This is a genomic window from Cellulophaga omnivescoria (assembly GCF_027915275.1).
Lineage (GTDB): Bacteria > Bacteroidota > Bacteroidia > Flavobacteriales > Flavobacteriaceae > Cellulophaga > Cellulophaga omnivescoria.
The window spans coordinates 726924-747500 of the sequence record NZ_CP115819.1 but is presented as its reverse complement, the minus strand read 5'-3'; the positions used below and the strand labels follow the sequence as shown (position 1 = coordinate 747500).

The following is a 20577-nucleotide window of genomic DNA, read 5'->3' as shown; positions in this document are numbered from 1 at the left end:
ATCTTATTTATAGACCCAATTTTGTTTAGTGGTAAACGTACAATACGAGATTGCTCTGCTAATGCTTGTAATATAGATTGACGAATCCACCAAACAGCATAAGAGATAAATTTAAAACCACGAGTTTCATCAAAACGTTGCGCAGCTTTAATAAGACCTAAGTTACCTTCATTAATTAAATCTGGTAATGTTAAACCCTGATTTTGGTATTGCTTAGCAACAGAAACTACGAACCTAAGGTTGGCTTTAGTTAATTTTTCTAAGGCTACTTGGTCTCCCGCTTTTATTCGCTGTGCTAATTCTACTTCTTCATCGGCAGTAATTAAGTCTACTTTACCAATTTCCTGTAAATATTTATCTAGCGATGCGGTTTCCCTGTTGGTAACCTGTTTTGTAATTTTAAGCTGTCTCATTTAATATATAATTTACGCGCAACTAAAGGGCTGCATATACTTATACGTAGAAAAACAAGAAATGTTACATTTTGTTAATGTTAAATTTATCTTTTTCTGATTATTTAGTCGAAATAAAGTAAATAACCTTAATAAAAACTTCATTTTTTATTTAACTGCTTAGGTATTAGGTATAAAAAAAGCAGATATATATTAGATATCTGCTTTTTTTAATAAAAATATGTTGTGTCTGTTTTATTTTTTTTCTGCTAATCCACGGGTTAACCATCCTCTTCTACTTGCTGTAGCAATAGCATAAGGAGTAATCCAGAATAAACCAAACGTATATAAAATACTATACGTATATGCCCATAAAGATTCTTGTGGTTTGTATTTGTTAGAATAAAATATTACCGAGAATGTAGATAATATTAAAATACTAAATAGTGTCGATGTTAAAAATAATAGTGGGTGAGTTGCTACAAAAAATAGCATAAATAATAAAAATGGATAACTCATTATAATTTTTATAGATTGATTTATAAATAACAATCTAGAGCCAGCTTTAGATTCTTTTCTAAAGTTTGTAAATACATATTTTGCCATTTCTATATTTTCACGAACATTACTTCTTCCCCATCTGATAAACATTTTATATAAACCTTTGTATTTTTCTGGTACATTAGTATATGCATTTGCATTTCTCTGAAAAAGTACGTGATTACCTTCTTTTAAAATCATATTTGTCATAGCTCTGTCTTCGCCTATATCTGATGGTTTACCCATAAAGGTTTGGTTTATCCATTTTGGTAAAACTTTAAATACTGCAGAACTACGGTATGCTGCTAAAGCACCAGGTGTACATAAAACTGAATTTAATGTACTTTCTGCAGAACGAACAAACTCAAAACTTAAAACAAAACTTACGTCTAACATTTTAGGAATTAATGCTTTTGCCTTGTTTAAAACTCTAATATTACCAGCTACAGCACCAACTTTTTCATTAACAACAAACGGACTAACTAAATTACGAAGAGTATCTGCGTCTACTATAGAGTCACTATCTACAGTTACAAAAACATCTCCAGTTCCTAAATTAAAACCACGGTACAATGCGTGTCTTTTGCCTTTATTCTCTGGCTGTTGGTATATTTCTACACTTTCTCCCAATTTTTGCTTTGCTTTTTTCATCCACTCCCAAGTGTCATCTGCACTACCATCATCTATAGATATTAATTGTAATTTGTCTTTAGGAAAATCGCTGTTAATTAAACTAACTAAAGTGTCATGTACTTGTTTTCCTTCATTATAAGCAGGTACAATAACAGTTATTCTAGGTAACTTATCATCAGAAACCGATGCTATAGGTTTGTATTTAAAATATCTATAAAGTATAAATAAGAAAAATATAACCTTAAATATTAATAGAGTAGTGGCAATAGCCATAAAAATTAAACCAAAAGTAGAATCTGTTCTGCTTTGGTTAAATTGAAGAAAGTCATTTTGAAAAGTTACCATATAGTAGATAGAACCTAATAATAATAAAAATGTGGTGGCTAAAACTACTATGGCTAAAGAATTATTTTCCTTAGAGGCACTTACTTTTTCGTCTACAGACATTTTAAAATCTTGAAAAATTGTTGCTGTCTTTTTATATGAAGTTTTTAATAGCATAGGTATTGTGTTCATAATTTTATAGTTTTTAACTCTGTTCTCTGTTAGTTTTACGAACGGAATGCTATTTTAGATTTTTAGATATTTTTATTTATGAATATCTTAAGAAAAAGCTAGTCTTAAGCTTTAAATTGTTAAAAGCTTGTTAAGGAGTTGAGAATATGATATAAAAATAAAAGGTTGTAAAACAAAAATTGCTTCCTTTTACAGAAGCAATTTTTATGTGTAAGTGTTTTAGATCTTTTATTTAGGATCTAATGTGTCCATCTCCAAATACATAATATTTGTTAGTAACCAATTGTTTTAAACCAAGTGGGCCTCTATGGTGAAGCTTATCTGTACTTATTGCTAATTCTGCACCAACTCCCATTTGTCCGCCATCTGTAAATCTTGTAGAGGCATTATGGTATACTGCGGCACTGTCTACTTGTTGCATAAATTTTGAAGCTTTTGTAGAATCTTCTGTTAAAATTGAAGCAGAATGTCCGCCAGAATAGGTATTAATCATTTTTATAGCATCATCAATACCATTAACTTCTCCTATTAAAATTTTTAGAGATAAAAATTCTTGATACCAAATATCATCATCACTAATTGTGTTATTATTTGGAATTAATTTAGCTATGTTTTTATCTACAAATATACTAACGTTTAGTTGTTTTAAAACTACTTCTAATTCTTTTACTTTAGCTTCGTAATTAGTAATGTTTTTGTTTATTAAGACTTTATCTAATGCATTACAGCCTGATATTTTATGGGTTTTTGCATTAACAATAACATTAATTGTTTTGGTCCAATCTGCATCCTGATCCACGTACAAAAAATTGTTTCCACGACCACTTACAAGTACAGCGCAACTAGCATTATCTTTTACAAATTTAATTAAACGCTCACCACCTCTAGGTACAATTAAATCTAACTTTTCTGGTGGATTTTTTAAAAACTCTTGCGTTTCTTCTCTTTGTAAATGCAATAGTTTTATCCAGTATTTAGAAACATTATTTTCTTCTAAAGCTCTATGCCAACATTTTTCTAAAAATGTATTACTATGCAGTGCTTCTTTACCACCTTTTAGTAAAATTTTGTTGTTAGCTTTAAAGGCTAAAACAGCAGCTTCAATAGTAACATCTGGTCTAGACTCATAAATAATAAGTATAGTGCCAAAAGGAGCAGTTTTGTTGGTAACTACCAATCCACTATCTAAAGTTAGACTAGATATTTCTTGATTTACAGGGTCGTCCTGATTTTTTACTTCTGTAATGGCCTTAATCATTCCGTCTATTTTGTTATTGTTAACAATTAAACGGTCTAATAGAGCTTGGTCTTCTATGTTAAAAGCTTGTATGTCTTTTTTATTTTCTTCTAGAATTTTTTCTCTGTCATTATCAATAATTTTAATCATTGATTCTAGAACGTCATTTTTTATTTTGGAGCTTAATAATTTCATATATTTTTATTTTAATGAATAAATTTTGTTCCTATCTTTTTATTATCAATAATATCTACAATAACATTTTGTTTTTTTCCATTTGCTATGTAAGTAGGAATCTCTTTTTTAGCGGTACTTTTTGCTATTTTTAATTTAGATGCCATACCGCCGCGGCCTTCACCTTCTTTTTTACCACTAGCTTTTACGTATTGTTCTACATCTTGGTCGTGTGTAACTTCACTAATTTTTTTAGAGTTTTTGTCGTCAGGGTGCCCTGTGTACAAACCATCTGTATCAGATAAAATAATTAATCTATCTGCATCTATTAACTCTGCTACCAAACTTGCTAGTTCATCATTATCTGTAAACATAGACATCGTTACAGATACGGCGTCATCTTCATTGGCAATTGGTATGATGCCTTCGGACAATAGGCCTTCATAACAATTAATCATATTATCTCTGTGTACACCCAAATCAAAATCTCTTTTAGTTGCTAAAACTTGGGCACAACGCATACCATAATCGCTAAATAAACTATAATAATGCCTCATTAATCTTGGTTGTCCCACAGATGAGTATACTTGTCTTCTAGTAGATTTATCTGTTATGTTTGTTTCTCCTAATATTTCTTTTCCTGCAATAGCAGACCCAGATGAAACTAAGACAACCATAATATCTCTTTCATACAAAACAGATATTTGCCTAACAAGTTCTTTTAAAATTGGACCTAAAATTCTATTGTCTTTATTGGTAAGTACATTTGTGCCTACTTTTACAACCACTCTTTTAACTTCCATTTTATTGTTTTTTATTTTTCTTTACCCATTTCTATAGCTCTATTAAATGCAGCATATGCTGCATCTTGTATAAGCTGTTTTACGTTGTTATCTTCCATAGAATCTATAGCAGCTTGTGTTGTACCACCTTTAGATGCAACACGGTCTATCCATTTTTTTGGAGAAATGTCATTTTGGTTAAAAAGTTCTATGGCACCTTCAAAAGTACTACTCACAAGAACCTTAGAATCATAGTCTGAAAAGCCCATTTTTAGGGCTGCCTCTAGCATAGATTGCATAAAGTAAAATACATAAGCGGGTCCGCTACCAGAAATACCTGTAGATGCGTCAATAAAATTTTCCGTTTTAACGTGTATGGATGTTCCTGTAGTATCTAGTAAATTGCGAACCATAAGAAGTTCTATTTTAGATACATCTTTAGATTCTGTATAAGATGTAACGCCCTTACCAACCTGTGCTGGTAAATTTGGCATTGTGCGTATTATTTTAGTTACACTTAGTCTCTGCTGTATAGATTGTATTGTAACGCCAGCCATTAAGGACACAATTATTTGCTGGTTGTTAAGCATAGTTTTCATTTTAGCAAATAAATCATCACTATGGTAAGGTTTAACAGCAATAAAAACTAAATCAGATTGTGGAAGGCAATCTTCTAAATTATCAAAAACGTTAAATGCTTGGTTTTCTCTTAATGTTTCAATTTTTTTTGGATCGGTGTCGTAAATTCTAAGTTTGTGTTTGTTTAAAAGTGGAGATTTAGACATACCTTCTGAGTATGTTAGTCCCATATTACCTGCACCAATTACTAATACTTTCATTTTGTATATATATTGTTTTATATACACTTAGTGGCACAAGGACTATGCAAGAGTGCGGATATTAAAATCTAATTTTAAGGAATCATTAATCTGTTAATGATATACTCTTAGATTGTGATGTTGTTAATTGATATGCAAAATGCTTAAAATATTATAAATTTGAAGATTAATTTTAATGTTTTGCAGGTGACAGACTGTCGCGTAAAAATGACGGTTTTGATGAAAAAAATACGTTTTTAGATAAAAAAAGCCCAAAAATATTAATTTTTGAACTTTTTTTTAAGTTTTTTTGTCTAGTATGACAAGTGATTTGTTTTTACTTATGCTTACATTTTTGAAGTAATAGATGTACCATTATTTTCTTGAGCTAATGTTCTCATAAAATCTAAATCTGCATCTTCGCCAAAAGCAATAGTGTGTATAATAATATTGTTAGTATTTGTTTTTCTAATTTCTTCTAACACAGCTTCCGGTCCGCTATTAGGTAAGCCGTCACTCATTAATACAATTTCTTGCACATCTGTTGTAGCTAATGCTTCTAGCAATGCCTCTAATGTATTAGTTCCGCCACTTGCTTTTAAATTTTGGACAAAAATGTTTGCTGATGTTCTTGTTGTATTATTTGCAACGCTAAATTCTGTAGCTTGTTTGGTAACATCGTTATTAAATGAATATACTAAGAATTTTTTTCCGTCAGGAAGCCCTTTAAGAGCAGGTATTAGTTTGCGTTTAACAGCGCCGAGCTTGGTAGCTTCTTTGGTCACTTGTTTGCCCAAGATACTACCAATTTTACCTCCAATTACTTTACTTACTTGATTGCCTGCGGTGTTGCCAGCTTCTCTCATTACCTGGTCTTTTATAGATCCCTCATCTATACCTTCCATACTACCAGAAACGTCTATTAGATATAAAGTGTTTTTGGTAGATGTTTCAATTCCAAAAAAGTCATTAGATTTTTTTGCCACGTAACAAGACTGTAAGGCTGTACAGGTAACAATAAGTGTTAGTATGGCTAGTGTTCTTTTTGTTTTCATTTTGTGTATCATTTTATTTAAAAAGCTAATGTACTATTATTTTATGTTTGCGATTTAAAAGTAAGGGGTTTTATATGTTATTTGGTATAAAAAAAAGCCCAACAAATTTAAATTGTTGGGCTTTTTTATTTTCGAGAAAACTAAAAATTAATCTTCTTTTTTGTTTTCTCTTGGTTTACGATCATCACGACGATTGTCACGCCCACGATTATCTCTGCCTTTATTATCACGTCCTTTATTTTCTCTAGGAGCTCTTTCTACATAACCTTCTGGTTTAGGTAATAAAGCTTTTCTAGATACTTTTTCTTTACGTGTTCTTGGGTCTACTCCAAAATATTTAACATCAAAAACGTCTCCCATATTTACAACATCGGTTACATTTTCTGTACGTTCCCATGCTAATTCAGATACGTGTAATAAAACTTCATTTCCTGGAGCCTCTGTATATTCTACAACAGCACCAAAATCTAACATTTTAATTACTTTTACCTCGTAAACACTACCTTTTTCTGGTTTAAATAAAAGAGAATCTATTTTAGCTAATACAGCATTTATGCCGTCTTGTCCTGTGCCTAAAATTTCTACAATACCTTCTTCAGTTTCAGGATCTTCATTTATAACAATAGTAGTTCCTGTCTCTTTTTGAAGTTCTTGAATAACTTTACCACCTGGACCAATTAATGCACCAATAAATTCGTTAGGAATTCTTCTGGTAATCATTTTTGGTGAGTGAGCTTTAACATCACTAGCTGGCTCAGAAATTGTGTCTGTTAATTTACCTAAAATGTGTAAACGTCCTTCACGAGCTTGTTTTAAAGCATTTACAAGAATTTCATAAGAAAGACCTTTTACTTTAATATCCATTTGGCAAGCAGTAATACCATCTGCAGTACCAGTAACTTTAAAGTCCATATCTCCTAAGTGATCTTCATCACCTAAAATATCTGATAATACAGCGTATTTACCTGTTTCTGCATCAGAAATTAATCCCATAGCAATACCAGAAACTGGTTTTTTAAGTTGTACACCAGCATCCATTAATGCCATTGTACCAGCACAAACAGTTGCCATAGAAGAAGAACCGTTAGATTCTAAAACTTCAGATACTACACGTACAGTGTAAGGACAATCTGCAGGAACCATATTTTTTAAAGCACGTTGTGCTAAGTTACCATGACCAACCTCACGACGAGAAGTACCTCTTAAAGGACGTGCTTCACCAGTTGAGAAAGGAGGGAAGTTGTAGTGTAAATAAAAACGTTCTTCACCTTCATAAGATGGCATATCAATTTGGTTAGCTTCCCTAGAAGTACCCAAAGTAACTGTTGCTAATGCTTGAGTTTCTCCACGTGTAAAAATAGAAGAACCGTGTGTAGATGGTAGGTAATCTACTTCACACCAAATTGGTCTAATTTCATCAGTCTTACGACCATCTAAACGTAAACCTTCATCTAAAGTTAAGTTACGTATTGCAGTTTTTTCTGCTTTTGCGTAATATTTAGAAATTAAATCTCCGTAATCTGCTAATTCTTCCTCAGAAAAAGTAGTTTTTATATCTTCTTTAATTTCAGAAAAAGCAGTGCTTCTTTCATGTTTAGAAGAACCTGCTTTAGCTACAGCATATACTTTATCATATGCCATATCATAAATTTTCTTAGCTAAGTCTTCATCTTCTCTTTCTGGCTCGTACTCACGTGTTTCTTTTTTACCAAAAGCTTCTGCTAATTTTACTTGAGCAGCACATTGTACTTTTATAGCTTCATGAGCAAATTTTATTGCCTCAGCCATTTCTTCTTCAGAAATTTCAAGCATTTCACCCTCAACCATCATTACAGAGTCTGCAGAAGCACCAATCATCATATCAATGTCAGATTCTTCTAATTGAGCTCTGGTAGGGTTAATTATGAATTCACCATTTATACGTCCAACTCTAGCTTCAGAGATAGGAGTTTCAAAAGGTACATCAGATAATTGTATTGCTGCAGATGCTGCTAAACCAGCCATAGCATCTGGCATTACATTTTCATCATGAGACATTAACTGAATCATAACTTGAGTTTCGGCGTGGTAATCTTTTGGGAAAAGTGGACGTAAAACACGGTCTACTAAACGCATAGTTAATACTTCACCATCACTTGGTCTTGCTTCTCTTTTAAAGAATCCACCAGGATAACGACCTGCCGAAGCAAATTTTTCACGGTAATCTACCGTTAATGGAAGAAAATCTACATCACTTTGTTTGTAGTTAGAAACTAACGTACACAGTAACATACAATTTCCAGATTGAACAACAACAGAACCGTGAGCCTGTTTTGCTAATTTTCCGGTTTCAATAGAGATTTCTCTACCGTCCCCAAGGTCTATGACCTCTTTAAATACTTTTGGAATCATAAATTTTTTTTAAAGCCTTATAATTTTTTAAGGCTTGTTAAACAATGGTCTTACGCCTTATTTGGCGAGGTGTTGTGTTGTTGTGTTGACCAATGAAAAACTATAAATAAGCTTTTAATTTTGCCTTGTACTAAAACAAGGTCTTTGTAATTTTAGCTAAGATATTTATTATAAATTAACTAGTATAAAAAAAGGGAAAGCAGCGCTTTCCCTTGATGTATTATTTTCTAATACCTAATTCTTTAATAATAGCACGGTAACGTACAATATCTTTTTTGATTAAGTAATCTAAAAGACTTCTTCTTTTACCTACCAATTTAACTAGAGAACGCTCTGTGTTGTAATCTTTATGATTATTTCTTAAGTGACCTGTTAAGTGGTTAATTCTGTGAGTAAATAAAGCAATTTGTGCTTCTGCTGTACCAGAATCGTTTTCGTTTTTACCGTATTTTTTAAAAATCTCGGCTTTTACTTCTTTTGTTAAATACATTCCAATATTTATTTAATGATTTTTATGTATGTGATTGGTTTTCAATCAAGCGGCAAATATACAATTTATTTATTACACTTTAACTTAACCTTATAGTTTTTTTTGTGTCAATACTTTTTTTGCATTAATTGGATACGTTGCTAATAAAACAACCCTTGATAAAAATAAATCAAGGGTTGTAAAATTATAAAATAATGTTGCTTACGCAGACATAGGTTTATGTTTGCGAACAGGGTTGTTCTGAATAAGATCTAAATAAAGATTTATTTTCTGTTTTAAATCTCTTCTGTGTGTAATAAAATCTAAAAACCCGTGTTCTTTTAAAAATTCTGCAGACTGAAAACCTTCAGGAAGATCCTTACCTGTAGTATCTTTTACAATTCTAGGCCCTGCAAAACCAATTAAAGCTCCAGGTTCAGATATGTTAATATCTCCTAGCATTGCGTAAGATGCAGTTGTACCACCCGTAGTTGGGTCTGTACATAAAGATATGTATGGTAAACCAGCTTCTGCTAGTTGTGCTAACTTAACAGATGTTTTTGCTAATTGCATAAGAGACAATGCAGCCTCCATCATACGTGCTCCTCCAGATTTTGAAATCATCATAAAAGGAACTTTCTTTTTAATGGCAAAATCTATAGCTCTTGCTATTTTTTCGCCAACAACACTACCCATAGAGCCACCTATAAAACTAAAATCCATACAGGCAATAACTATATCACTACCGTTAGATTTTCCTATTGCGGTTCTAACAGCATCATGTAGTCCTGTTTTTTTCTCAGCAGCCTTTAAACGGTCTACGTACTTTTTAGTGTCTTCAAACTTTAAAGGATCTTTAGATGATAATTTTTCGTCTAATTCTTTAAACTTATTATCGTCAAAAAGTATTTCAAAGTATTCCTTACTTCCTATTCTCACGTGATAGTCATCTTCTGGACTTACGTAAAAATTCTTCGCTAAAACTTCAGACTCAACAATTTTACCTGTTGGAGATTTATACCACAATCCTTTAGGAGTGTCTTTTTTCTCTTCTGTAGCTGTCTGTATTCCTTTTTCTTTTCTTTTAAACCAAGCCGACATAAAATAATATTAAGTTAAGTGGGGATCTCTTGTATTATAATGTGTTTACATTATTAAGATCCTCAAATGCTTTCTTTAAACGTGTACTAAACGTTTTTTCTCCTTCACGAAGCCAAACTCTTGGATCGTAAAACTTTTTATTTGGTACATCTGCACCATCTGGGTTACCTATTTGTGATTGCAAATATTCTTTTTTACCCATTATATAATCTCTTACACCTTCTAAAAATGCATATTGTAAATCTGTGTCAATATTCATTTTTATTACTCCGTAACCAATAGCTTCTCTAATTTCTTCTAAAGTAGAACCAGATCCTCCGTGAAAAACAAAGTCAATATGGTTTTTTTCTACATTGTATTTTTTAGAAATATACTCTTGTGAATTTAATAAAATTTTTGGAGTTAATTTTACATTACCTGGTTTGTAAACACCGTGTACATTACCAAATGCTGCTGCTATTGTAAATTTAGGGCTTATTTTAGATAATTCTTCATAAGCATATGCTACTTCTTCTGGTTGAGTATAAAGTTTAGAATCATCTACATCTGTATTATCTACACCATCTTCTTCACCTCCAGTTATACCTAATTCTATTTCTAAAGTCATATCCATTTTTGCCATTCTAGCAAGATATTCTTTACAAATTTCTATATTTTCTTCAATTGGCTCCTCAGATAAATCTATCATATGTGAGCTAAATAAAGATTTACCAGTTTCTTTATAGTGTTTTTCACTAGCATCAAGTAAACCATCTATCCAAGGCAATAATTTTTTAGCGCAGTGGTCTGTATGTAAAATAACAGTGGCACCGTAAGCTTTTGCTAATTCATGAACGTGTTTTGCGCCTGCAACTGCACCAGCAATAGCAGCTTTTTGGTCTTCATTAGATAAGCCTTTACCAGCGTTAAATTGTGCACCTCCGTTAGAGAATTGTATAATTACAGGAGCATTTAAGCTGGCTGCAGTTTCTAAAACACTGTTTATAGTGTCAGATCCAATTACGTTAACAGCAGGTAAGGCAAAGCCTTTTTCTTTTGCGTAGTTAAAAATTTCTTGTACTTCGTCGCCTGTGGCAACTCCCGGTTTAATGTTGTGAGCCATACTTTATGTGTTGGTATTTTATTAGATTAACGTAGCAAAAGTAATAAAATATTTAGGGTTAAAAAGGATAATTAACACCAATGTTAATTGTTGCGTTCCTAAAATTGTAGTCATTAAACCATCTTTTTGACGCTTCTAACTCTGGATTGTAGGTTTTAAAACCTGTGTCTAAACGAAGTACAAAGTAAGAGAAATCATACCTTAAACCAAAACCTGTACCTAATGCAATTTCTTCTAAAGAGTTAAAGTCTTTAAAGATGGCATCTTCGTTTTCTTCATTGTCAAAAACGTTCCAAATATTACCTGCATCTGCAAATATTGCCCCTTTTATACTGCCAGCAATTGGAAATCTAAATTCTAAGTTTGCTGCAATTTTTAAGTTTGCTTCATTAAAGTCGTTAAGAGATTGTGTGCTACCTGGACCTAATGAATAGGCGTTCCAGGCACGGTTGTCGTTAGAGCCACCAGCAAAGTAGCTTTTTGCAAATGGTATGCTATTACTGTTTCCGTAAGGTACTGCTATGCCTAAAAATCCTCTAAACGCTAAAACATTTTGAGACGGAAAACTCCAGTGCTTAATATAGTCAAAATCTGTTTTTATATATTGAGAAAAAGGAACGCCAAAAATTTCTTTATGCCCATCTTCATTTTCCTTAAAATCTGTAACTCCGGATAGTAAGGATAGTAAGTTACCTGCACTTTCTACCTTTATTTTGAATTGATGAAAATCATTGTCGTTAACACCTTTTCTGCTGTCTTTTGTATATGAGAAGCTTGTAGAGAAAATAAGGTTATTTTCTGTTAATCTTTTTTCTCTTTCATCTATACTTCTAACCTCTTTGTAATTGTCTGATGAAGTAGGAATTAAACCTTGGTTTAAAACTTGGTCTATAAATCCACTTGTGCCAGCAGGAATTATTAGTTTTGGGTCAGAATCGTTCTCAGATGTTTCAAAAAGCTCACTTAATGCGGGATCATCTTGGTAATCATCAGCAACATCATCTAACCTTTTGTAAGTACTTTGGTATACATTGTAAAACCTATTTGGGTTAAGGTTTCTAATAAATTGTATATTAATTAACTCTAAAGAGTTCTTTTTAAATTGTGTAGGAGACCAGTTATAGCCTAAAATAGTATTAAAGTTTTGTTTGTCTAGGCCAATGTTTTTCTGAAAATTTGTACCAATTACCATCCTAGTTTGCGGTAACATATATGGCGGTATAATTTTTTTTGTTTTAAATGGCATCCAAATTCTTGGTACTGTTAAATTAACGTCTGCGCCAATTTCAGATACCGAATTCTCTGTAGGGTTGTTAACTTCACTTAAAACGCCTACAGAACCACGTGCAGATATGCTAAGTGTTTCTGCTCCGCCAAAAACGTTTTTTATGTTTAAAGATGTACTTAATGCAGCGCCTAACCTTTGTATGTTAGAGTGGGTACCTTCTATATTAGTTTCTAAAGTATATTTTTTTAAAGGAGATAAATAAATATTAGTATTAAGTCTATTACTTAAAGTGTCAAAAGTAATGTTAGGGTACTTAAAAGTATTTAAGTTATTTATTTGCTTATAAGTTCTAGACTTGTTTATTTCTTTATAAACACTATCTTTTTTTATAAAAATTGCATTTGTAATAGCTTTAGGTTTGTACTTTAGTTTGTCTTTATAAAAAAGAGTGTAGTTGTCATAGGTAATAGATTTCATTTTGGAAACATCATCTCCAAAAAAATAATCAGTGTAAATATTTATGGTATCAAACTTGTAAATTTTGTATTCAGTTAGTTTATTTTGTCCTCTTTGTTTTAGGTTGCTAATTTGTAGTTCAACCTCCATTTTTTTAGAAATAGGTTTTTTAGTACTATCACTTGGAATAAAATATTCTATAGAGCTTTCTTGAAAATTAAATATGCCAGAGTTTCTAAATAAATTAGTTAATCGTTCTCGTTCTTTATAAAAATTAGAAGAATTGTATTGCTCTTTTTCTTTTAAAAATGAATTTTCTGCGTTTAACTTGTAAATAGAGTCTAATGTTTTTGATGTAATGTTTTTTGTGATACTATCTATAATGTAAGGGTCTCCAAGCTCTAATTTATAGTTTATTTGTGCACGTTGTTTGCGGTTGCTAGAATCTATTTGATAAAATGATTTTGTATCAAAATACCCCTTGCTGTCGTAATAAGATTTTAAAAGCTTGGCAGATTTAGATGTTTTAGTTGTGTCTATAATTGCTGGTGATTCTCCAATATTTTTTAGCCATTGGCTAGCTCCTTTTACAATAAAAGATTCTCCTAAACCGTTTACCTGTTTTTTAGAGAGTAATTTATTTAAGCGCTCTAAACGCTTTGGCTTTTTATGGAGCCAAACTTGGTATAATGAATCTGGATTATCTTTAGCTAAATTATAAAGGTTTAAGCGTAAAGGATACCCTAATAAGTTGCTATTTGGTTTTTGAGAAATTAAGGTGTAGGCTTCTTCGTTTTTCACTTTTTTACCATCTGCCGTAATGGTATTTTTAGTAAGTAAAAGTTCATCTTCTTCTACTTTTTTTAACGCATTACAAGATGTTATTGCTATAACTAGCAATAATAAACTTATTTTAGCAAAATGTTTTGTGTTACGTAAGCACATTTTCATAGAGTTCAAAAATACATTATTTGTATGGTTAGTAAAAGCCAAATAAAATTTATAAAAAATCTACAGCAAAAAAAATACCGAGCAGAACATAAACTGTTTGTAGTAGAAGGTATAAAAACTGTAAAAGAGTTGGTAAATGCTAACGTAAAACCATATGCAATTTACACAACAAGTAAAACTATTTTAGAAAATAACACCTTTAAAAGTGAGTTAATTTCTGAAGCGGATTTAAAAAAAATTAGCGCCTTAAAAACGCCTAATAATATTTTAGCTGTTTTTTACAAGCCTTTAGCCAAAAAGGTAAAAACAAATAATTGGATTGTTGCCTTAGATGATGTGCGTGATCCAGGTAATTTAGGTACAATAATAAGGTTGTGTGATTGGTTTGGCATTACAGACCTTTTTTGTTCTGGCCAAACTGTAGATTGTTATAATCCTAAAACAATACAGGCTACAATGGGATCATTGGCAAGGGTTAATATAGTTTATGGTGATTTAGAAACGTTTTTAAAATTAACAAAAATGCCAGTTTATGGTGCTTTTATGGATGGTAAAAATGTCTATAAAGAGAACTTTGTAGAAGAAAACGGCATATTGGTAATGGGTAATGAAGCCAACGGTGTATCTAAAACAGTAGAAAAATTAATTACTAAAAAAATAAGTATTCCTCAATTTGGTAATAAAACAACAGAAAGTTTAAATGTAGCTACAGCAACTGCAATTTTGCTAAATGAAATAAGAAGAGGATAAAAACTATTCAAACGTAAAGTTTATAAAAATTCCTCTTGTTTTCATAGAATTAATATTACCTGTCCAAGGGCTATTAGGGTCCGCATCTGGTACTAACTCGTTATTAATAGCGAAAACACCTCTTATAGACGGTGAAAATTTAAAATACTCTAAATAAAAATCTATACCAAACCCCATTTCATAGTAATAGGTATTTTTTTTCATTCTAAATGTAGCACTGCTATTATCTTCTACACTATCTTCATTACTACTTAGGTTCATAGATGTAGATGCGCCTCCAATAATATAAGGTTTCCAGTTTCCAATTCTTCTTGTGCTTACTTTAAGTAAAAGCGGAAAATTAATGTAGGTACTTTTTATTTCTCTAATTGCATCATTAGCATCTGTAAACCCCCTAAACCCTAATGTTCTTTTTGTGTAGTGCAGTCCAGGTTCAAAACGTAAATCTAAAAATTCGTTTAAGCGTAGTTCACCAATTAAACCTACATTAAACCCAAGAGATTTGTCAACTAAAACATCACCTAAGTCATCTTTGTAATCAAATTTAAAATCATATTGGTTAAAACCTAAAAAATATCCCCAGTTTAAAGGACGTAAATCTTCCGACTCTAAATTTATAATAGGATCTTCATTAAACTGAGCATTTGCAGTGTTGCCAGCAATAAAAAGGCACAAAAAAAGAAACAGAATTTTTTTCATTAGATTTTCATATCTTATTTAGATGCAACGTAAATGGATGCAACTCCAAAAGTTTGCGGCTTATTCTCTATAGATATAAACCCATTTTTTTGTAAAATATTGTTGAACTCTTCTCCGTGAGGAAAAATAGATGCAGATTCAGACAAATAAGAGTATGCAGTACGGTCTTTAGAAAATAGTTTACCTATAGTAGGTAGTATATATTTGGTGTAAAATTTATAGCCTTGTTTAAAAGGAGTTTTTGTAGGTACAGATGTTTCTAAAACTACAAAAGTTCCTTTGGGTTTTAATACTCGTAAAATTTCTGTTAACCCTTTGTCTAAGTTTTCAAAATTACGCACACCAAAAGCAACAGTAATAGCATCAAAAGTGTTGTCATTAAAAGGTAAGTTTTCACTATCACCAATAATCATATCTATAGTGTTACTTAAATTTTTTGCAGCTACTTTTTGTTTGCCTACTTCTAACATTCCAGGAGAAATGTCTAAGCCAGTAATTTTTGTAGCACCTGTTTTTGTTAAGTTAATAGCAAGGTCACCTGTACCAGTAGCAATATCTAAAATGGTTTCTGGCTTTTTGCTTTTTATAAGATTTACAACTCTTTTACGCCATTTAACATCTATGCCAAAAGAAATTACTCTGTTTAAGCCATCATAATTCTTAGAAATGGTATCAAACATTTGTGTAACCTGTTCTTTTTTTCCAAGTTTAGAATCTTTATAGGGAGTAACTTTTTCTGCCATTATTATTTTTTTTGCAAAGATAGTATAAAGGTTACATTTTATGCATTTTAGATACTTAAAAGAGCTAAAACCTGCCATTATGTAATATATGTAGGTATTATACGTTTTAAAATTTAATGATTATAAGCTAAAAGTTAACTGGTTAGCAGCTAAATATATATGGAGCAAAGTATTTGATGTAAGATGTTTTCTGTTTTTACTACTATATACCAGTCAATTGCATAAAATTGAGTAATTTTGCCCTCCAAAGTTTACTAAGGTAGGTTTTGGCTTAGTTAAAAATATTTATGAAAATAATAATAGCAGGAGCAGGAGAGGTTGGTTTTCATTTGGCAAAATTATTGTCTTTTGAGTCGCAAGACATTACCTTAATAGACACCTACAAAGAAAGTTTAGCCTACGCAGATAGTCATCTAGACATTCGTGTTTTAAAAGGCGATGCTACATCTATTGCAGTTTTAAAAGATGCACAGGTTGAAAAATCTGATCTTGTAATTGGTGTTACTTCATCAGAAACAACCAACTTAACGCTTTGTATTATGGCAAAGCAATTGGGTTGTAAGCGTACAATTGCCCGTATTTCTAATACAGAATTTATAAGAAATAAGGAAGCACTTAATTTTGAAAAATTAGGTGTAGATGAATTAATTTCTCCAGAAGAGTTAGCTGCCACCGAAATTCAATTACTACTTAACCAGTCTGCTTTTAATGAAAGTTATGAGTTTGAAGATGGAGCGCTAATTATGATTGGTGTTTGCTTACCTAAATCTGCACCTTTTGTGGGTAAAATGGTAAAAGAAGCAGCTCGTATTTTTCCTGAACTAAATTTTATGCCAATAGCAATACAGCGTGTAGGTACGCAGTATACTATTATTCCTAGAGGTGATACTGAGTTTATGAAAGGAGATCAGGTATATTTTATTACTTCTAAAGAAGGGTTAGATGATCTTTTAAAACTTACCGGTAAAGAAAAAAGGCAAATTAAAAATGTAATGATTCACGGAGGTAGCAAATTGGGTTACAAAACTGCTCGTGATTTATGTGGAAAAAGGTTTAATGTTAAACTTATAGAAAAAGATAAAGATAGAGCAATGCAACTTGCAGATGATTTGCCAAATGCTTTGGTAATTAATGCAGATGGTAGAATTGTTGAGGTTTTAGAAGAAGAAAATCTAGATGCTATGGATGCATTTATTTCTGTAACTTCTAACTCAGAAACAAACATTATGTCTTGTTTAGTTGCTAAGTCTAGAAACATAAAGAAAACCATTGCATTAGTAGAAAATATGGATTATTTTCAGCTATCGCATACAATTGGTATAGATACTTTAATTAATAAAAAATTATTAGCAGCCAATAATATTTTTAAACATATTAGGCGTGGAGAAGTTGTTGCAATGACACGTTTAAATAACCTTAACGCAGAAATTTTAGAGTTTGTTGTAAAAGATTGTTCTGCTGTTAATGGAAAAATTATTAAAGAGTTAGATTTTCCTAGGTCTGCAACCATTGGTGGTGTAGTTAGGGACGGAGAAGGAATTATAGCTCTTGGTGATTTTAAAATTTTAGAAGGAGATAGAGTAGTGGTATGCTGTTTACCTAGGTCTATTCCTAAAATAGAAAAGCTTTTCTTGTAAAATGACGCTTAATTATAAAATTATTGTTCACATAATGGGCTTATTGCTTCTTTGCAATGGCGGTTTTATGGGTTTGTCTGCTGGTATTAGTGCCATTTATAAAGATGGTGCCACTTTAGAAATAGGTATGGCAGCATTAGTAACATTAGCAGCTGGTGCTATGGCAATGTTAAGTACAAAAGGGCACAAAAAAGAAGTAAAGAGAAAAGAGGGGTATTTAATTGTAACATTTGGATGGATTGTTATGTCTATCTCTGGTGTGTTACCGTATTTATTTACAGATTCTATACCTAGTTTTACTAATGCCTTTTTTGAAACTGTTTCTGGTTACACAACAACAGGGGCAACCATTTTAAATGATATTGAAATTTTACCAGAAGGCGTTCTTTTTTGGAGAAGTTTAACGCATTGGATTGGTGGTATGGGTATTATTGTTTTGGCTATTGCAATTTTGCCAATTTTAGGTATTGGTGGTATGCAGTTATTTTCTGCCGAATCTCCTGGCCCAAGTGCAGATAAATTACACCCACGTATTACAGATACAGCAAAAAGATTATGGTATATTTATGTAGGTTATACTGTAGCAGAAACAATATTGTTACAACTGGCAGGAATGTCTTTCTTTGATGCTATAAACCATTCTTTGGCTACATTATCAACAGGTGGGTTTTCTACTAAAAATGCAAGTTTAGCATATTGGAATAATGATCCATTAATACAGTATATTGTTATTTTATTTATGTTTTTGGCCGGTAGTAACTTTGTATTAAGCTACTTTGCTTTTAAAGGTAAAATACAAAAGATGCTAAGGGATGAGGAATTTAAGTTTTATACTGGCTTTGTTGTATTTTTTACATTAATTGCTGCTGTTACAGTTTATTTAAAGGCTAATGTACCTGTTTCAGATTATCACCCAATGGTTTTAGGTGAGGCAGAAAGTGCTTTTAGGCACACGTTATTTCAAATTATATCGGTAATTACCACAACTGGCTTTGTTACGGCAGATTTTACAAGTTGGACTCCATTTTTAACTGTCTTTTTCTTTGGCTTAATGTTTTTAGGTGGTTGTGCAGGTTCTACATCTGGTGGTATAAAGGTTATGCGCCATTTATTAATTATAAAAAACGGCTTGTTAGAGTTTAAACGTACACTCCACGTAAATGCAATTATACCTGTTCGTTATAATAATAAAATGGTGCCAGAAAAAATTGTATACAACATTATTGCTTTTTTAGTTTTGTATATGTTACTCTTTATTATTGGAGCTTTAGTACTTAGTTTTTTAGGCTTAGATTTTATTACAGCTATTGGTGGTGCAGCAACTTCATTGGGTAATGTTGGTCCAGGTTTAGGTAGTTTAAATCCGTTAGCTAATTTTGATGGCTTACCTGCTTTAGGAAAATGGTGGACAGCCTTTTTAATGTTAGCTGGTAGGTTAGAGTTGTTTACGGTGCTTATTATTTTAACTCCGTATTTCTGGAAGAAGATATAAATTTATCTAATAAATTGTTTGTTTTGGCCTGTATTTTAGACTTAAAAAAAGGAGACCATCCTAATAAATAGCCACTTGTACCTAACGCTTGTTTAGACCAGTTCCATAAGTTAAAAGAGTCTGTGTGTTTTATTATTTTTCCATCTAAAAAAGTAAAACTTGCAGTTACGTTGTTAACAACATTTCTTTTTTTTGGTCCATAAGTGTACACCGCTTTCCAATTTACACTTCCTTTGTTTTCATTAGTTGTAATGGAACTAAATGTTATTTGTGTTCCTCCGTTACTTCTACTTAATAGCATTTGCCACATTGCTTTTGCTCTGTCTCCTTTTAAAGTGCCAAAGGCAGGGTCTGTAAACACAATGTTGTCGTGGTAACAACTAAGCATACCATTTACATCCGCATTAGAGAAAGAGGTGTAAAATTTTTCAATTAATTCATAGTTGCTCATAGTTGTTTGTTTTAGTAGGTAGTTGTCATGTCAGTATCAACACAAATAATATAATCTGCAATATTTAAATATTCTTCTTTTAGCTTAGACAGGTTTTCTTGGTTTACGGTGCTAATTGTTGCATACTTTAAATTACTGTTTTTGTTTTTTAAATACCATAAAATACCTTCGTAGTTGTTAGAGTGGTACGCACCATTGTAGTGTATAAAAGTGGTATTTAATTTGTAGTTTTTTAATATAAAATGTGCCATAGTAGCATCTTTTATTGCTTGTGCCATAACAAGTTCTGGTGTGCCATGATCTCCCATCATTTTTAAAATGTTTTTATAAGTAGGCAACTCGCTATCAAAAATAATAGGCAAAGGAGCTATCCAACTTTTTTCTAAGCTAGATAAAGAATCTAATCCTGTAAACCCTTTTTTATAAACTAAGCTAGCATATCTTCTTGGTATATTAGTAGCAATAAATGGTAGTTTGTTTTCTTTTGCATAGTTTACCAAAGGGGCATAGTCTGTTTTGTAATTAGGCCATAATCTAGCAACTGTATCTAGCGTTTTTGCATCTATAAGGCCATTTAAATAATTGTTAACTTGTGTTTGGTTGTCTGCCTCTAACATTTCTGCACCTAATATAATTTTTTTGTTTTTGTTTAGGTCTTTGGTAACCTCAAGTTCTAACCAGTGAGCAACGGCATTATTGTGTAATTCTCCAAAAAGAACAATGTTTTTTTTGCTTAGGTCTTTTAGCATTTTCTTGTATCCTACTTTTTTACCTTTAGCATTGTAAATAACATATGCTGGTTTTTGACTATAAATTGATAAGGAAAAAAGTAAGGCTATAGCAATTTGAAATATTTTCACAGTTGTATTTTTTTTGAATTTTACTAAAGTTAACATTATTAGTAGAGAATTGTAGTATTTATAAACGCTATGTTTTTTTTAAAGTAACTATGTGCTACTA

General features: G+C 31.6%; 18 protein-coding genes (1 of these 18 cut by a window edge). 3 read left to right on the top strand and 15 right to left on the bottom strand.

What is annotated here, in order from left to right; translation table 11 throughout:
• From PBN93_RS03300 to tamL, 11 genes are all read right to left on the bottom strand, one after another.
• Window positions 1-413 carry the start of a sigma-70 family RNA polymerase sigma factor gene (locus PBN93_RS03300; protein WP_013620242.1) on the bottom strand. The gene continues 451 nt to the left of window position 1, outside the view, so only the first 413 of its 864 coding nucleotides appear in the window; the start codon lies at window positions 411-413; the stop codon falls past the left edge of the window.
• A 234-nt stretch (window positions 414-647) separates the two neighbouring features.
• Window positions 648-2081 (bottom strand): glycosyltransferase, encoded by a 1434-nt coding sequence (locus PBN93_RS03295; RefSeq protein WP_077403504.1) that lies wholly within the window; start codon window positions 2079-2081, stop codon window positions 648-650.
• A 232-nt stretch (window positions 2082-2313) separates the two neighbouring features.
• Window positions 2314-3513, bottom strand: coding sequence for a glutamate-5-semialdehyde dehydrogenase (locus tag PBN93_RS03290; RefSeq protein ID WP_077403507.1), 1200 nt, complete (start codon window positions 3511-3513; stop codon window positions 2314-2316).
• 11 nt (window positions 3514-3524) lie between these two features.
• Window positions 3525-4295: a glutamate 5-kinase gene (proB, locus tag PBN93_RS03285; protein ID WP_077403510.1), complete on the bottom strand. Its 771-nt coding sequence runs from the start codon at window positions 4293-4295 to the stop codon at window positions 3525-3527.
• Window positions 4296-4306: 11 nt separating this feature from the next.
• The gene (gene proC / locus PBN93_RS03280; protein ID WP_271081420.1) at window positions 4307-5113 is read right to left on the bottom strand and encodes a pyrroline-5-carboxylate reductase; all 807 of its coding nucleotides are present in this window, start codon (window positions 5111-5113) and stop codon (window positions 4307-4309) included.
• A 326-nt stretch (window positions 5114-5439) separates the two neighbouring features.
• Window positions 5440-6147 (bottom strand): VWA domain-containing protein, encoded by a 708-nt coding sequence (locus PBN93_RS03275; RefSeq protein WP_171974498.1) that lies wholly within the window; start codon window positions 6145-6147, stop codon window positions 5440-5442.
• A 147-nt stretch (window positions 6148-6294) separates the two neighbouring features.
• Window positions 6295-8538 (bottom strand): polyribonucleotide nucleotidyltransferase, encoded by a 2244-nt coding sequence (locus PBN93_RS03270; RefSeq protein WP_271081419.1) that lies wholly within the window; start codon window positions 8536-8538, stop codon window positions 6295-6297.
• A 220-nt stretch (window positions 8539-8758) separates the two neighbouring features.
• Window positions 8759-9028, bottom strand: a complete 270-nt coding sequence (rpsO, locus tag PBN93_RS03265; protein WP_013620235.1) for a 30S ribosomal protein S15 — start codon at window positions 9026-9028, stop codon at window positions 8759-8761.
• Between the two features lie 201 nt (window positions 9029-9229).
• Entirely contained in the window at window positions 9230-10108 is an 879-nt protein-coding gene (gene accD / locus PBN93_RS03260) for an acetyl-CoA carboxylase, carboxyltransferase subunit beta (protein WP_077403522.1), read from the bottom strand.
• 34 nt (window positions 10109-10142) lie between these two features.
• Window positions 10143-11210 (bottom strand): class II fructose-bisphosphate aldolase, encoded by a 1068-nt coding sequence (gene fbaA, locus PBN93_RS03255; protein WP_077403525.1) that lies wholly within the window; start codon window positions 11208-11210, stop codon window positions 10143-10145.
• A gap of 58 nt (window positions 11211-11268) precedes the next feature.
• A complete protein-coding gene (gene tamL, locus PBN93_RS03250; protein WP_271081418.1) occupies window positions 11269-13845 on the bottom strand; it encodes a translocation and assembly module lipoprotein TamL in 2577 nt (858 codons plus the stop codon).
• 24 nt (window positions 13846-13869) lie between these two features.
• Between tamL and PBN93_RS03245 the strand changes: the two genes are divergently transcribed.
• Complete coding sequence (locus PBN93_RS03245) at window positions 13870-14595, top strand: TrmH family RNA methyltransferase (protein ID WP_077403531.1); 726 nt, start codon at window positions 13870-13872, stop codon at window positions 14593-14595.
• A 3-nt stretch (window positions 14596-14598) separates the two neighbouring features.
• Here PBN93_RS03245 and porT read toward each other — a convergent pair whose 3' ends face one another.
• Both porT and ubiE read right to left on the bottom strand, forming a co-directional pair.
• A complete protein-coding gene (porT, locus tag PBN93_RS03240) occupies window positions 14599-15294 on the bottom strand; it encodes a type IX secretion/gliding motility protein PorT/SprT (RefSeq protein WP_077403534.1) in 696 nt (231 codons plus the stop codon).
• 14 nt (window positions 15295-15308) lie between these two features.
• Entirely contained in the window at window positions 15309-16037 is a 729-nt protein-coding gene (gene ubiE / locus PBN93_RS03235; protein WP_077403759.1) for a bifunctional demethylmenaquinone methyltransferase/2-methoxy-6-polyprenyl-1,4-benzoquinol methylase UbiE, read from the bottom strand.
• Window positions 16038-16324: 287 nt separating this feature from the next.
• On the opposite strand from ubiE, the gene trkA reads away from it, so the two are divergent.
• Both trkA and PBN93_RS03225 read left to right on the top strand, forming a co-directional pair.
• Window positions 16325-17674, top strand: a complete 1350-nt coding sequence (trkA, locus tag PBN93_RS03230; RefSeq protein WP_075694409.1) for a Trk system potassium transporter TrkA — start codon at window positions 16325-16327, stop codon at window positions 17672-17674.
• Window position 17675: 1 nt separating this feature from the next.
• A complete protein-coding gene (locus PBN93_RS03225; protein WP_271081417.1) occupies window positions 17676-19166 on the top strand; it encodes a TrkH family potassium uptake protein in 1491 nt (496 codons plus the stop codon).
• Here PBN93_RS03225 and PBN93_RS03220 read toward each other — a convergent pair.
• Together PBN93_RS03220 and PBN93_RS03215 are read right to left on the bottom strand one after the other, a co-directional pair.
• Complete coding sequence (locus tag PBN93_RS03220) at window positions 19132-19617, bottom strand: nuclear transport factor 2 family protein (RefSeq protein WP_077403540.1); 486 nt, start codon at window positions 19615-19617, stop codon at window positions 19132-19134. The genes PBN93_RS03225 and PBN93_RS03220 overlap by 35 nt on opposite strands.
• Before the next feature lie 11 nt (window positions 19618-19628).
• The gene (locus tag PBN93_RS03215) at window positions 19629-20477 is read right to left on the bottom strand and encodes a ChaN family lipoprotein (protein ID WP_271081416.1); all 849 of its coding nucleotides are present in this window, start codon (window positions 20475-20477) and stop codon (window positions 19629-19631) included.
• Window positions 20478-20577 lie beyond the last annotated feature (100 nt).

Bases quoted from the DNA above. Each gene is read 5' to 3' on its own strand.
- PBN93_RS03225 (WP_271081417.1), top strand. From the start codon at position 17,676: ATGACGCTTAATTATAAAATTATTGTTCACATAATGGGCTTATTGCTT.
- trkA (WP_075694409.1), top strand. From the start codon at position 16,325: ATGAAAATAATAATAGCAGGAGCAGGAGAGGTTGGTTTTCATTTGGCA.
- accD (WP_077403522.1), bottom strand. From the start codon at position 10,108: ATGTCGGCTTGGTTTAAAAGAAAAGAAAAAGGAATACAGACAGCTACA.
- proC (WP_271081420.1), bottom strand. From the start codon at position 5,113: ATGAAAGTATTAGTAATTGGTGCAGGTAATATGGGACTAACATACTCA.
- tamL (WP_271081418.1), bottom strand. From the start codon at position 13,845: ATGAAAATGTGCTTACGTAACACAAAACATTTTGCTAAAATAAGTTTA.
- PBN93_RS03245 (WP_077403531.1), top strand. From the start codon at position 13,870: ATGGTTAGTAAAAGCCAAATAAAATTTATAAAAAATCTACAGCAAAAA.
- proB (WP_077403510.1), bottom strand. From the start codon at position 4,295: ATGGAAGTTAAAAGAGTGGTTGTAAAAGTAGGCACAAATGTACTTACC.
- PBN93_RS03220 (WP_077403540.1), bottom strand. From the start codon at position 19,617: ATGAGCAACTATGAATTAATTGAAAAATTTTACACCTCTTTCTCTAAT.
- rpsO (WP_013620235.1), bottom strand. From the start codon at position 9,028: ATGTATTTAACAAAAGAAGTAAAAGCCGAGATTTTTAAAAAATACGGT.
- PBN93_RS03290 (WP_077403507.1), bottom strand. From the start codon at position 3,513: ATGAAATTATTAAGCTCCAAAATAAAAAATGACGTTCTAGAATCAATG.
- porT (WP_077403534.1), bottom strand. From the start codon at position 15,294: ATGAAAAAAATTCTGTTTCTTTTTTTGTGCCTTTTTATTGCTGGCAAC.
- PBN93_RS03270 (WP_271081419.1), bottom strand. From the start codon at position 8,538: ATGATTCCAAAAGTATTTAAAGAGGTCATAGACCTTGGGGACGGTAGA.
- ubiE (WP_077403759.1), bottom strand. From the start codon at position 16,037: ATGGCAGAAAAAGTTACTCCCTATAAAGATTCTAAACTTGGAAAAAAA.
- PBN93_RS03275 (WP_171974498.1), bottom strand. From the start codon at position 6,147: ATGAAAACAAAAAGAACACTAGCCATACTAACACTTATTGTTACCTGT.
- fbaA (WP_077403525.1), bottom strand. From the start codon at position 11,210: ATGGCTCACAACATTAAACCGGGAGTTGCCACAGGCGACGAAGTACAA.
- PBN93_RS03295 (WP_077403504.1), bottom strand. From the start codon at position 2,081: ATGAACACAATACCTATGCTATTAAAAACTTCATATAAAAAGACAGCA.